The organism is Janthinobacterium sp. KBS0711 (assembly GCF_000988085.1).
Lineage (GTDB): Bacteria > Pseudomonadota > Gammaproteobacteria > Burkholderiales > Burkholderiaceae_D > Janthinobacterium > Janthinobacterium lividum_E.
In genome coordinates, this window is sequence record NZ_LBCO01000007.1 from 209,857 (window position 1) to 222,157 (window position 12,301).

The window sequence follows — 12,301 nt, forward strand, 5'->3', positions numbered from 1 at the left end:
AAAGTCAGTAAGTATCAAGCTTGCCTGGCGGCTAGTGCCCCGGGCGTGATGGGTGCTGCTGTGTTCGTTTCAGTGGCGGACGCGCGGCGGCCGGGTGGCCAGCCGCACGTCCGCTTCGGAAAGTGCGCCCGGTCCCGCTTGCCAAATGATGGCGTAAAACGGCACGGCCTGGCGCGAGGTCGGGTACAGCGTGATGGGGTCGTTGTCGCATTCGTCGGCGGCGCAGCTGTCGCCGGGCAATCCGGCATGGGCGCTGGGGTCAATGCAATCTGCGGCAGGCGTGGCGGCAACGCCGGCCACATCAAGGTGCTGGAATGGGGAAGGGCTGGCGTAGGCCATGCTGGCGAACGCCTGGGGTAACGCGATGAAAACAAAAAGGCAGAGCAGGACGAGAGCTCGTCTCATATACAGGCAGATAGTTCTGGAACCGTGGAGTATAGCACGCGCACATAACAGCTTGATGACAGGGGCTTGCGTAACTGACAAGCATGACGTAAATTATGAAATGGCAATAATTTCACGTGGCGGCGAAGACGCAGCGCGAGCTCCGTGATCATTCTTGCACTCAGTATGTATTCCATGGCGCTTGCCGTTGCGCCTTGCCTAATCATGTAGTGTTACCAGGACCTTGCCTTGAAACCAATTACCGCCCTCCTGCTTGCCGCCGGCATCCTGTCGCCGTCGTTCATCCTGGCCGCCACTCCGTTGGAAGCCGCGCCGACCCAGAAAGCCGGCAAGGCTGCGCCGAACCGCGCCGCCGCCGTCAAGGTCACGTCCGTCGAAGGCATTACCGAATACCGGCTGGCCAATGGCTTGCGCGTGCTGCTGTTCCCGGACGCCAGCAAGCCGACATTGACCACCAACATCGTCTACCTGGTCGGTTCGCGCCATGAAAACTATGGCGAAACGGGCATGGCCCACTTGCTCGAGCACTTGCTGTTCAAGCCCAGCGCCAACTTCGGCATCAAGAAGGGCAGCAAAACCCCGGTCGAGATCCTGAACTCGACGGGGGCCGATTTCAACGGTACCACGTGGTACGACCGCACCAATTACTACGCCACTTTCCCCGCCAACGATGACAACCTGCGCCAGATGCTGGCCATGGAAGCGGACCGCATGGTCAACGCGGCCATCGACCAGAACGACCTGTGGAATCCAAAGACGCAGAAGGGCGAAATGACCGTCGTGCGCAACGAGTTCGAGATGGGCGAGAGCGACCCGATCGGCGTGACGAGCGAACGCATCCAGGCCATCGCCTACGACTGGCACAACTACGGCAAGTCGACCATCGGCGCCCGTTCCGACATCGAGCAGGTGAACATTCCCCGCCTGCGCGCGTTTTATCATAAATATTATCAGCCCGATAACGCCGTGCTGATGGTGGCGGGCCGCTTCGACGAAGCCAAGGTCTTGAAGCAGATTAATGAGCTGTTCGGCAAGATCCCGAAACCGACGCGCGTGATCGAGCCGACCTACACGGCCGAACCCGTGCAGGATGGCGAGCGCGCCGTGACGGTGCGCCGCAGCGGCGGCACGCAGTTCGTCGGCGCCGGCTACCACGTGGCGCCGTCCGGCAACCCGGACGCCGTCGCCATCGAGGTGCTGGGCCACGTGCTGACGGACGCACCGGCTGGCCGCCTGCACAAGGCGCTGGTGGAAACCAAGCTGGCCAGCAAGATTGAATACAACGCGGTGAGCAACCTGGAGCCTGGCTATAACCTGTTTGGCGCGCTGGTGCCCGTCGATGGCAACCTCGACGCGGCGCAAGCGGCCATGCTGAAAGTGCTGGAGGACTTGAAATCGCAACCTGTCACGGACGCGGAAGTGGCGCGCGTGAAACAGCAGCTGAACAAGCAGGTCGAACTGATCACGTCGAACACGGCGCGCATGACGATTGCCCTGACGGAATCGCTGGCGGCCGGCGACTGGCGCTTGTTCTTCCTGCAGCGCGACCAGCTCGACAAGCTGACGACGGCGCAGGTGCAGGCGGCGGCCGAGAAATACCTGAAGAGCTCGAACCGCACCTTGGGTCGTTTCATCCCCACCGATGCACCGGATCGCACCGTCGTGCCGGCCTACGCCGACGTGGCGCCGCAACTGGCCGGCTACACGGGCCGCGCCGTCGTGGCGCAGGGCGAGGCATTCGACCCGAGCCCTGACAATATCGAAGCGCGCACGACGCGCTTCACCTTGCCGAACGGCTTGAAGGGTGCCTTGCTGCCGAAGAAAACCAAGGGCAATACTGTCAGCGTCGTGTTGAAATTGCAGATCGGCAGCGAAGAGAGCTTGCGCGGCAAGGCGCAAGTGGGCAGCTACACGGCCAATCTGTTGTCGCGCGGCACGGATAAGCTGTCGCGCCAGGAAGTGAAGGACAAGTTCGACCAGCTGGGCACGCAAGTGGCCATCACGGGCGGCGCCGAGGGCGTCACCGCGATGCTGACGGGCAAGCGCGAGAACTTGCCGGCCGCCATGGACTTGCTGGCGCAAGTGCTGCAAAAGCCGGCCTTGAACGAAACGGAATTTTTGGAGTTGCAGCGCGAAAGAGTCGGCCGCGCGGAGCAGGAATTGCCTGAGCCCCAGCCGCTGGCCGTGAACGCCTTCCGCCGCCTGCTCGACGCGACGCCGGAAGGCCATGTGCGCCACGTGGCCACCTTGCCAGCCGAACTGGCGCAATGGAAAGCCATCAAGGTTACCGATGTGAAAGCCTTCCACGGCGCTTACTATGGCGCGTCGAACGCCACCTTTGCCGCCGTGGGCGACTTTGACCCGGCCGCGCTGAAGGCGCAAGTGGCCAGCCTGTACGGCGGCTGGAAGGCGCAGCAGCCGTACGTGCGCATTCTGGATGCCGTCAAGCCGGTCAGCGGCGAGAAAGTCACGCTGGAAACGCCGGACAAGGCCAACAGCGTGCTGTTCGCCATCCAGCCGATTCCCCTCAAGGATGACGCCGCCAGCTATCCGGCCCTGCTGATCGCCAACCACATGCTCGGTGGCGGCGCCTTGCGCAGCCGCCTGGCCGACCGCATCCGCCAGAAGGAAGGCCTGTCGTACGGCGTCGGTTCGCAAGTGAGCATCCCGTCGCGCGAGCCGGCCGGCTACTGGATGGCCTACGCCATCAGCGCGCCGCAAAACACGGTCAAGGTGGAAGCGGCCCTGCGCGAGGAAATCGCCAAGGTGCTGGCCGATGGCTTCACGGAAGCCGAACTGGTCGAAGCGAAGAAAGGCTGGCTGCAATCGGAAGAAGTGGGCCGCACGCAAGACGCGGGCCTGGCGCGCGAACTGGCCGGCTACCTGGCACAGGACCGCACCATGGCGTACGACAAGGACCTGGAAACGAAAGTGGCCGCCTTGACCCTGGCGCAAGTGAACCAGGGCCTGCGCGAATACCTGAAGCCAACGGCCGTCTCGGTGGTGACGGCAGGCGACTTTGCCAAGGTGGCGAAAGAGGGCGAAAGCGGCGCCAAGGCAACGACGTCGAAATAAGCTGTTTCAACTAAAAAAACCCGCCGGCAAGTTAGCTTGCCGGCGGGTTTTTTATTGATGCGTGTCAGCTTAGCGCGGAGCTAATTCCGCGACGTAAATCTCCACGCGGCGGTTGCGTGCGCGTCCCGATGCATCGGCATTCGAGGCGATCGGCTCGCGGGCGCCGCGGCCTTCCGTGACGACGCGGGTCGGCGAGACGCCGCGCATGGACAGGTAGTCGCGCGTGTGGGCCGCGCGTTCCACCGACAGCGGCTCGTTGATGGAATCGCTGCCCGTGCTGTCCGTATGGCCGATGATGCTGACCGTCGTGTTCGGGTTTTCATTCAGGGTGGCGGCAAAGCGGTCGAGGATGGGGCGGAAGTTGCCCTTGATGTCGGCGCGGTTGGTGTCGAAGGAAATGTCGCTCGGGATTTCCATTTTCAGGCGGTTATCGGCCGTTTGCGAGACTTGCACACCAGTACCCTGTGTCGCTTGTTCCATCGCGCGCTTCTGGTTTTCCATGCGGTTCGACCAGATATTGCCGACCACGGCGCCAGCTGCCGCACCCAGCAGGGCGCCGCCAGCCGTGCGGCCACTGCTGCCGCCACCGGTGGTGCCGCCGATCAAGGCACCGAGGCCCGCGCCGATGCCGGCGCCCGTGGCCGTGCCACGCTGCGTCGAAGACATGTCCGCGCAGCCGGTGGCGGCCAGTGCGATCACCAGCATGCCGATCAGGGATTTGGCGCCAGGGCCTTTTTTGAATGTTTCTTTCATGGATTTTCTCCTTGTTTTGTTATTGGGACATACCCAAGAATTACCTGCACACGTTACTGCAAAATGCGGCGACGTGCCAGTGCGCGCGCACTGCATGCAAAAGGCGGCAAAAGGGCGGCGCCCGTTTGCACGCGCGCCGCCCCCTGTCTGGCCAGTCAATTGGCCTCTATAAACCGCGCCCGCTGATCAAACGCAGCAGCACCATGATCACGGCGACCACCAGCAGAATATGAATGAAGCCGCCAATGGTATAGGAAGTTACCAGGCCCAGCAGCCAAAGAATAATGAGTACGACGGCGATTGTATACAGCATGATGTGTCCTCCGAGAGTAATGTGTGGATGACGGCGGCTGCCTTGGCCTTGCGCTGTCATCGGTTTTTGTCATTGCGCGGCGACTGGGTCGCTGAACGCTGATGCCATGACTTATTGTCTACTTTGTTTCTGAAATTTTCTGTACGGTGCCGTACACAAGCCTTATTTACCTGCCTTCTTTACCCAACTTGTTTTTTATTTCGCCAAATTCCGCTCGCGCAGCGGCGGCCGTTCCTGTTCGGCATCCATGCTCGGTATCCAGGCCAGCATGCCGGCCATGCCGACGGCGCCGGCCAGGCAGCTGACCATGCCGCCCGTCAACAGCAGCATGACGCCAAACACGGGCGCGCTCGCTTGCACGGGCGCCAGGTCCAGCGCGCAGAAGCCCAGCGCGGTGGCCAATATGCCGCCGCCGATAAAGCCGAGCCAGATCCGGCGACTGCCTGTCTTGTCGTTTTCCATCGCATCTCCTTGAAGACATCCGTTGAACTTTCTTGAATGCATCATCTCGCGGGAGGGCAAGCTCATCTGTACGCCAACGAACATTGTTAAAAAGAAAACGCCCGGACAGGCCGGGCGTGTGTTGAATTTGCAACTAATCGCGGCAGCGGCGCCGCCGCGGTTTGCTTAGCCCATGGCGCGCAAGCCGCCGTTGACGACGCGCACGCGGTCGCCCTGGCGCCAGTTCGGCGCGGCGCTCTGGTGCACGGTGCGCGTCTTGCCGTTATCGAGGCGCACGACGATGTTGTAGCTGCGCGTGGCGCGCACGCTGCCTTCGATCTGGTTGCCGGCCACGGCGCCGCCGACGGCGCCCAGCACGGTGGCCAGCTGCTTGCCGTGGCCGCCGCCTACCTGGTTGCCCAGCAAGCCGCCGACGACGGCGCCGCCGGCCGCGCCCACGCCGCTGCCTTCAGCGCGCGTATTGACTTCATGGATGGCTTCGATCACGCCGCAATTGCCGCACACTTGCGGCGCCGGGGCTGCCGCGTACTGTTGCTGTGGCTGCTGTTGCGGCTGGCGCAGGGGTTGTTGCTGTGGTTGCTGCTGTTGTTGCGGCGGCAGGGCGGCCAGCGGCTGCGCGCCGGCAGGCTGCAAGTTCGTTGACGGCTGGTTCGCCTGCAGGTTGGCCATCTGCTCCGCCGACGTGCTGGCCGCCAGCGGCTGGCTATCGCCCTGGGACGAGGGCAGCCAGCCCATCAGGGCCGCCGTGCCCACGCCGCAAAACAGCAGGACGGCGACGGCGGCGGCAAGTACCAGCGGATGGAGGGATTTGGTGGTGGTAGTCATGGAGAGCTCCTTGGTTTTTTTAAATAATGAAATGGGTAGTGCGTGTTATCCGTGCATGCAGCCAGTGTGCTGTACCGCTTGCCCCGCTTCCGTGCGTCACCGTACATACAGGGACGGTACTGCACCGTAGGCTAGGTAAAAATTATGTCGAGTTGTAACGACACCAAGGAAAAGCAATGCCACCAACGAACGCCAGCATGACCCTGTCCCGCGATACAGGCCGATCCGGCCTGGGGTCGCCCGTGGGTGCGCCTGACGCCGGCAACCGCTTGCTGGCCAGCCTGCCCGAGCACGATTTGCGGCACCTGACGGCGCTGTTCGATACCGTCACGGTCGAAGTCGGCGAGGTGCTGTACGAACCTGGCCAGCCTATCGGCCACATCTACTTTCCCGGCGACTGCCTGATCTCGCTGCTGGCCGTGGCGGAAGGCCGCATGACCCTGGAAGTGGGCTCCGTCGGCCGCGAAGGCGTCCTGGGCGCTTCCGTCGCGCTCGGTCATGACCTGGCGCAAGTGCGTGCCGTGGTGCAGCGTTCCGGCACGGCCAGCCGCATCGCACGGGCCGATTTCTGCGCCGAGTTCGCCCAGCTCGAGTCCCTGCAGCGCTTGCTGTACCGCTACACGGACACCCTGCTGGCGCAAGCCATCCAGATTGCCGTGTGCAGCCGTTTCCACGTGCTCGAAGCGCGCCTGGCCCGTTCGCTGCTGATCACGCGCGACCGCCTGCAGTCCGAAAAATTTCACCTCACGCATGAATTCCTCGCCCATACCCTGGGCGTGCGGCGGGTCGGCGTGACCAAGGCGGCCAGCGCGCTGCAACAGCAAAAACTCATCACTTACAGCCGCGGCAATATCGAAATCCTCGATTCGGCCGGCCTGGAAGCCGTTTCCTGCCGCTGCTACGAGCTGGTCAAGGATAGCGGCACCATCGGCATGGCCAACGTCTTCGTCTGATTTTCTTCGCTGGCTTTCATCCTGCTTGTTGTTAACCTTCTGCAGCAGACGCAAAAAAGCGGGGCAGGTGCCTGGGCACCCACCCCGCTTTCTTGATCAACGATTACTTCGGCTTGACCTGATTACCGATCACGCCGCCGACTGCGGCGCCGCCGACTGCGCCGACAGCGCTGCCGCCCGTCAGCACGGAGCCGGCAACGGCGCCGATACCAGCGCCGATGGCCGTGTTTTTATCCTGGCCGGACATGTTGGCGCAAGCCGTCAGGCTCAGCAGCAGGGCGGCAACGGAAGTGGTAGCGGCGATTTTTTTAATGATTTGCATGATAGTTCTCCTATGAATTCGGACCTCGTGGCGCCGGCATGGTATGGGCCGGATGACTTCGTGACGCCGTGTGTTTCAGGCACGATCACAGGATAGGATTGCGACAAGGCAGGGTCTGTTCGGCAACGCACATAGGTGTGTAACAATTGTAAAGGCACACACGCCGCGTTCAGCGCACCTTGCGTACGGCTTTCCCCGGCTTGGGGGCCACCGGCTTGACGCGCGCCTGGGCCAGCAGTGCCGCGCATTCGCTATCCTCGACGGGGCCGGCATTGACCAGCGGCAGCAGCGCCGCCACGGGCGCCACCACGGCCAGCGCCAGGGCGCCGCCGGCGCGCAGGGCCAGCACGCCCTTGTCGACGCTCACGTCGGGCTTGCTGAAAGTGCCATGCACATACAGGGGCGAGCGCAGCGAAAAGACGCGCAAGCCCTTGCTGTCCGGCCGCAAGGTCAGGTCCAGCCGTTCATCGGCCAGGTTCACCGTGCCATCGATATTCAGGACGGCGTCATCCGTGTCGACAATGAACTGGCGCGTGCGCATCAGCCCCTTGGTGACGGCGAAATCGGCGGCCATGCAGTTCAGCTTGACCTGCTTGTCGCCAGACAGTTTGGCCAGCACGACACTGCCGATATTCAAGCCCATTTCTTCCAGCAACAGCTTGCTGATGCTGCCCCGGTTGATCAGCGCGCGCACTTCGCCATTCGAGCTGCCCAGCAGGGTGGCGACGGAATTGCCCGTGGCCGACAGCGACGCGTCGCCATTGATTTCGCCCACGCTGGCCTGCAAGGCGGGCAGGCGGGGAAACAGCTGCTGGATGTGCAGATGGCGGGCGCTGGCCTTGAGTTCGGCGGCGATGCCGTTGGTGATGACCTTGCCACTACCGTCGAGCTTGATCTGCGACGTCAGGGTGCCGCCCGCCACGTTGAAGTTGAGCGGCGTCAATGACAGCACGCCGTCCGTCAGCACCACATGCGTGTCGAGCTTGCTGATCGGCAGCTCGGCGTCGCGCGTGATCTTGTCGGCCGTGTAGCGCACGTCGGCGTCCAGGCTGGTCCAGCGCTCCGTCTTGAACGTTTCCACCGGCAGCACGCGGCCGGCCGGCTGCGTCGAGGCCACGCCCCGTTCCTTCTTGCTGGCGCTGGAATCGGCGCCCACCAGCGGACCCAGATCGGAAAACTGCAGCAGGCGCGAGTGCACTTCACCCGTCAGGCGCTTGCGCGGCGTGCTGGCGGAAAAAGCCAGCTTGCCACTGATGTCGCTGGAACCCACCTTGCCGCTGAACTTGTCGTACACCCACTCGCCGCCGCGCGGCGCCAGGGTACCCGTCAAATGGCCTTCCGTGCTGAAGTGCGGCGTTTCCGGCAGCAGCACGCCCGTCAATGGATACAGGCGCGCCATGCTGGGCCCGGATAGCTTCAGGCGCACGTCGAGCGCTGCCAGATTGGCCGGGCGCGTCAATGTGCCTTCGATGGCCATGTTGTTGCCGCCCGCGCGCATGTCGGCCTGGATGGGGAAGGGCGTGCCTTGTTGCTGCAGCGACAGCACGCCGCCCGCCTTGCCGCCGCCCTTGACGGTTTCGCCATGATATTGGCCCGACAGCGTCCAGGCGATGCCGTAGCGCGCGTCGCCCGCGATGGTGTCGACATCGGCGCGCATGGCCGTTTTGCTGACGCCATCGTCCAAGGTCACGGTGCCCTTGCTGAACACCACGCTTTGCAATTCCAGCTGCCATGGCGACGGCTGGTCCTGCTTGTCGAAGGTCCAGTTGTTCTTGCCATCCTTATTGCGCAGCAAGCGCACCTGCGGCGTGTCGAAACGCAATTGCGGGATGATGATTTTCTTGTCCAGCAGGGCTAGCGGATTGAGCGAGAACGCCAGCTGGCTGACGCTGGCCAGCTGCGCTTCGTCATCCGTTCCTGCCATGGCGCTCGGGTTGCCCAGGCGCACATCCTTGGCCTGCAAATGCGGCCATGGCAAATAGTCGCGCCAGCCTTGTTGCCCCCCAGCCGTTGGCTGCTGCCATGTCAGCGCCAGGTCGCCCTCGATGGCAAACGGCCGACCCAGCGCTTCGCTGGCGCGCGCATTGAGCCAGGGCTTGGCGCGGTTCCAGTCCATGTTCATGAGGACGATGGCAGCGGTGACGGGCAGGGCGATCAACACGGCGGTGCTGGCGAGGGCGATTTTCTGGCGACGGGAGAGCGGCATAAGCAGGTTCTTTCTGGACAAGTAGTCATGATGCTACAGGAATCATCCTGAGGCCGGGGCCGTTTCAGGTTTTGCTGGCCGACATGTGCGCTAGCGCACGTTGCCCATGCAAGTATTGTCGATTTCCTACTCTATGTGCGGCACCGAACGGATATGCGGGGAGCCGGAGCCTATAACGTCTACATCAAACGCCGTTCCTGATTCCAGAGGCACCGACGTATGAACCCTAACGCTTAACATTCTCCAGGAGAAGAAAAATGACAAACCGAGATTTCAAAATATCCCCATTGGCCGCCTTGGCCGCTTGCGCCACCGCCGTTGTCCTGATGACGGGCTGTTCCAGCCTGAAAACGCCAGCCACGGCTGACGTTGCCGTGTCGCGCGCCGCCGTCGATAACGCCGCCAGTGCCGGCGCCGCCGACCTGGCCCCCGATGAAATGCGTTCGGCCCGCGAAAAAATGCGCATGGCCAACCAAGCCCTGAAAGACCGCGACTACAAGACGGCGCGCGAGCTGGCCGACCAGGCGCAAGCCGATGCCAAGCTGGCGCAAAGCAAGGCCAATTCGGCCAAGGCCACCAGCGCCGCCGATGAAATCAACGAGAACATCCGCGTCATGCGCGAAGAGCTCGACCGCGCCAATCAGCAAGCCCCAAAACAATAAGCAACAATAAGAACAGGATTCCATCATGAAAAAAGCTACCTACACCACCATTCCCGGCCTGCTGGCCATGGCCGCTTTGGTTGCCGCCTGCAGCTCCGCACCGACCACCACCAGCCTGCTCGACCAGACCCGCGGCGACTACATGGCGGCGCAATCGAACCCGATGGTGTCGACTTATGCGCCACGCGAATTCCGCGAAGCGAGCGCTGCGCTGGAAGCGGCAAACGCGGCCGCCACGCGCCAGGAAGATAGCGAAAAAGTCGACAAGCTGGCTTACCTGGCCAAGCAAAAGATAGCCACGGCGCAAGAAGTCGCCAAGCAGAAGGCTGCGGAAGCCGATATCGCCAACGCCGGCAAGCAGCGCGATCAATTGCGTCTCGATGCGCGCACGCAGCAGGCTGACCAGGCCACGGCCCGCGCCCAGTCGGCGCAAGCGGATGCGGAAGCGGCCAAGGCCCAGGCGCAAGCTGCCGAAGCGTCGGCCCGCGATGCGCAAGCCCGCGCCGCCGGACTCGAGGCGCAATTGGCCGACCTGGCCGCCAAGAAAACCGAGCGCGGCATGGTCATTACCTTGGGCGACGTGTTGTTTGGCACGGACAAGGCGAACCTGACGGCCGATGGCGCGAATACGGCCCGCAAGCTGGCCGACGTACTGAAAAACAACCCGCAGCGCACCGTGCTGATCGAAGGCTTTACGGATAGCACGGGCGGTTCCGCGCACAACCTGGAATTGTCGCAACGCCGCGCCGAATCCGTGCGCAATGCGCTGCTGGAGCAAGGCATCAGCCGTGACCGCATCGCCACCAAAGGCTATGGCGCCGCTTATCCGGCCGCCGGCAACGATACGGCGGCAAACCGCCAGCTGAATCGCCGGGTGGAAATCGTCTTGTCGGAAGATAACACCGCGATTCCCGCCCGCCGTTAAACGCCTTGGGGCGTTGTAAGCCAAAGGCAGCACCGGCCGAACCTTGGCCGGTGGATACCCACGCAAGTATTGAAAGGAAGCATCATGACACCAACATCTGTTGAGATTCCAGCTGGCATCGATACGGCGGCCATCCGCGCCGCCGCGAAAAATTTGGACGACGGCGCCGTGACGGCCGGCTACCAGGCCGACCGCGAGGAGTTAATTACCCTGCTGAATGGGGCGCTGGCCACCGAGCTGGTGTGTATTGCACGCTATAAACGCCATTACTACACCGTTAGCGGACGCGACAATGGCAGCATCAAGGCCGAGTTCCTTGAGCATGCGCAGCAGGAGCAGGAGCACGCCGACTGGCTGGCCGAACGCATCGTGCAATTGAATGGCAAGCCAGATTTTAATCCTGCAACATTGCTTGCGCGTAGCCATGCCGAGTATGATGACTCCGAAGACGTGCAGAGCATGGTGCGTGCCAATCTGATCGCGGAACGGGTAGCGATCGAGTCGTATCGCCAGATGATCATAAAAATCGGCGACAAAGACCCGACCACACGCCATTTGTTGATCAAAATCATGGCTGTTGAAGAAGAGCACGCCGATGATATGCGCGATCTAATGGAATAGTGTTTTTGAGTAAAGTAGGTATAGTAACTACATTCATCCACAGCTAAGGAGCTAAACCATGTTGGAAAACAATATCACCACCGTTAATAACGATGTCAAAACCCTCGTCAAGGATGCGCAAGCCCTGTTCAGCGCCGCTGCCGCCCTGACCGGCGAAAAAGCCGATGAAGTGCGCATCAAGGGCATGAAAACCTTGGACGCCGCCCTGGCCAAGGCGCATGAAGCGCAAGCGTCGGCCATCGTTGCCACCAAGCAGATGGCTGCCCAGGCAGATGGTTATGTCAAGGAAAACCCATGGCGCACGGTGGCCGTCGCCGCTGGCGTCGGCGTGCTGGTTGGCTTCATCCTGGGCCGCAAGTAATCCACTGTCAGGAGCGATATGGACAAGTCTGCTTCGTCTCACCAGGGGCCGGGATTGATCGGCTCAGTCGCCGGCCTGGCCAAAAACGCCGTCGGACTGATGTTGTCGCGGCTGGAACTGGCCACCATCGAACTGTCGGAAGTGCGCAATCACATGCTGCAGCTGGTTGTCATTTTCGCGCTGGCGACGGTGGCGGGCTTGTTTGCCATCGCTTACGGCAGCGTGCTGATCGTTTTCCTCGCCTGGGATAGCCTGGGCTGGAAGATCCTGGCGATCATGACGGTCGTGTTCATAATGCTGGCCATCGCGCTGGTCATGTATGCGCGCGCCATGCTGCGTCAAGGAAAGCTGTCCATGCCCGCCACGATGGCGGAATTGAAGGCCGACCGCGACATGCTGATGTAAGTGCCTTACGAGG

The 12,301-nt window shown here is 62.4% G+C and carries 14 protein-coding genes; 7 read left to right on the forward strand and 7 right to left on the reverse strand.

Annotation, left to right across the window (positions count from 1 at the left end; translation table 11 throughout):
• Nucleotides 1-69: 69 nt before the first annotated feature.
• Nucleotides 70-339: a hypothetical protein gene (locus VM94_RS04775; protein ID WP_046682419.1), complete on the reverse strand. Its 270-nt coding sequence runs from the start codon at nt 337-339 to the stop codon at nt 70-72.
• A gap of 294 nt (nt 340-633) precedes the next feature.
• On the opposite strand from VM94_RS04775, the gene VM94_RS04780 reads away from it, so the two are divergent.
• Nucleotides 634-3,480 (forward strand): M16 family metallopeptidase, encoded by a 2,847-nt coding sequence (locus VM94_RS04780; RefSeq protein WP_046682420.1) that lies wholly within the window; start codon nt 634-636, stop codon nt 3,478-3,480.
• Between the two features lie 69 nt (nt 3,481-3,549).
• Here the strand turns inward: VM94_RS04780 and VM94_RS04785 are convergent, their stop codons facing one another.
• The 4 genes from VM94_RS04785 to VM94_RS04795 form a co-directional block, all read right to left on the reverse strand.
• Entirely contained in the window at nt 3,550-4,185 is a 636-nt protein-coding gene (locus tag VM94_RS04785; RefSeq protein ID WP_046682530.1) for an OmpA family protein, read from the reverse strand.
• Nucleotides 4,186-4,399: 214 nt separating this feature from the next.
• Entirely contained in the window at nt 4,400-4,546 is a 147-nt protein-coding gene (locus tag VM94_RS28105) for a lmo0937 family membrane protein (protein ID WP_010396376.1), read from the reverse strand.
• A 195-nt stretch (nt 4,547-4,741) separates the two neighbouring features.
• Nucleotides 4,742-5,008: a hypothetical protein gene (locus VM94_RS04790; protein ID WP_046682421.1), complete on the reverse strand. Its 267-nt coding sequence runs from the start codon at nt 5,006-5,008 to the stop codon at nt 4,742-4,744.
• Nucleotides 5,009-5,173: 165 nt separating this feature from the next.
• Nucleotides 5,174-5,833, reverse strand: coding sequence for a glycine zipper 2TM domain-containing protein (locus VM94_RS04795; RefSeq protein WP_046682422.1), 660 nt, complete (start codon nt 5,831-5,833; stop codon nt 5,174-5,176).
• A gap of 176 nt (nt 5,834-6,009) precedes the next feature.
• Here VM94_RS04795 and VM94_RS04800 point away from each other — a divergent pair, with 176 nt between their 5' ends.
• On the forward strand, nt 6,010-6,786 hold the full coding sequence (locus tag VM94_RS04800; protein WP_082127560.1) for a Crp/Fnr family transcriptional regulator: 777 nt from the start codon (nt 6,010-6,012) through the stop codon (nt 6,784-6,786).
• A 103-nt stretch (nt 6,787-6,889) separates the two neighbouring features.
• Here VM94_RS04800 and VM94_RS04805 read toward each other — a convergent pair whose 3' ends face one another.
• Together VM94_RS04805 and VM94_RS04810 are read right to left on the reverse strand one after the other, a co-directional pair.
• Nucleotides 6,890-7,108 carry a glycine zipper 2TM domain-containing protein gene (locus VM94_RS04805; protein WP_010396384.1) on the reverse strand — a complete coding sequence of 73 codons (219 nt, stop codon included), beginning with the start codon at nt 7,106-7,108 and terminating at the stop codon, nt 6,890-6,892.
• A gap of 169 nt (nt 7,109-7,277) precedes the next feature.
• Nucleotides 7,278-9,314 (reverse strand): AsmA family protein, encoded by a 2,037-nt coding sequence (locus tag VM94_RS04810; RefSeq protein ID WP_046682423.1) that lies wholly within the window; start codon nt 9,312-9,314, stop codon nt 7,278-7,280.
• A 257-nt stretch (nt 9,315-9,571) separates the two neighbouring features.
• Between VM94_RS04810 and VM94_RS04815 the strand changes: the two genes are divergently transcribed.
• The 5 genes from VM94_RS04815 to VM94_RS04835 all read left to right on the forward strand — a co-directional run bounded on the left by VM94_RS04815 (nt 9,572) and on the right by VM94_RS04835 (nt 12,288).
• Nucleotides 9,572-9,976 carry a DUF4398 domain-containing protein gene (locus VM94_RS04815; RefSeq protein ID WP_046682424.1) on the forward strand — a complete coding sequence of 135 codons (405 nt, stop codon included), beginning with the start codon at nt 9,572-9,574 and terminating at the stop codon, nt 9,974-9,976.
• A 25-nt stretch (nt 9,977-10,001) separates the two neighbouring features.
• The gene (locus VM94_RS04820; protein WP_046682425.1) at nt 10,002-10,901 is read left to right on the forward strand and encodes an OmpA family protein; all 900 of its coding nucleotides are present in this window, start codon (nt 10,002-10,004) and stop codon (nt 10,899-10,901) included.
• An 84-nt stretch (nt 10,902-10,985) separates the two neighbouring features.
• Nucleotides 10,986-11,522, forward strand: a complete 537-nt coding sequence (locus VM94_RS04825; protein WP_046682426.1) for a ferritin-like domain-containing protein — start codon at nt 10,986-10,988, stop codon at nt 11,520-11,522.
• Between the two features lie 58 nt (nt 11,523-11,580).
• Nucleotides 11,581-11,883, forward strand: a complete 303-nt coding sequence (locus VM94_RS04830; protein ID WP_034758939.1) for a DUF883 family protein — start codon at nt 11,581-11,583, stop codon at nt 11,881-11,883.
• 18 nt (nt 11,884-11,901) lie between these two features.
• Nucleotides 11,902-12,288 carry a phage holin family protein gene (locus tag VM94_RS04835; RefSeq protein ID WP_046682427.1) on the forward strand — a complete coding sequence of 129 codons (387 nt, stop codon included), beginning with the start codon at nt 11,902-11,904 and terminating at the stop codon, nt 12,286-12,288.
• The last annotated feature ends 13 nt before the right edge of the window (nt 12,289-12,301 follow it).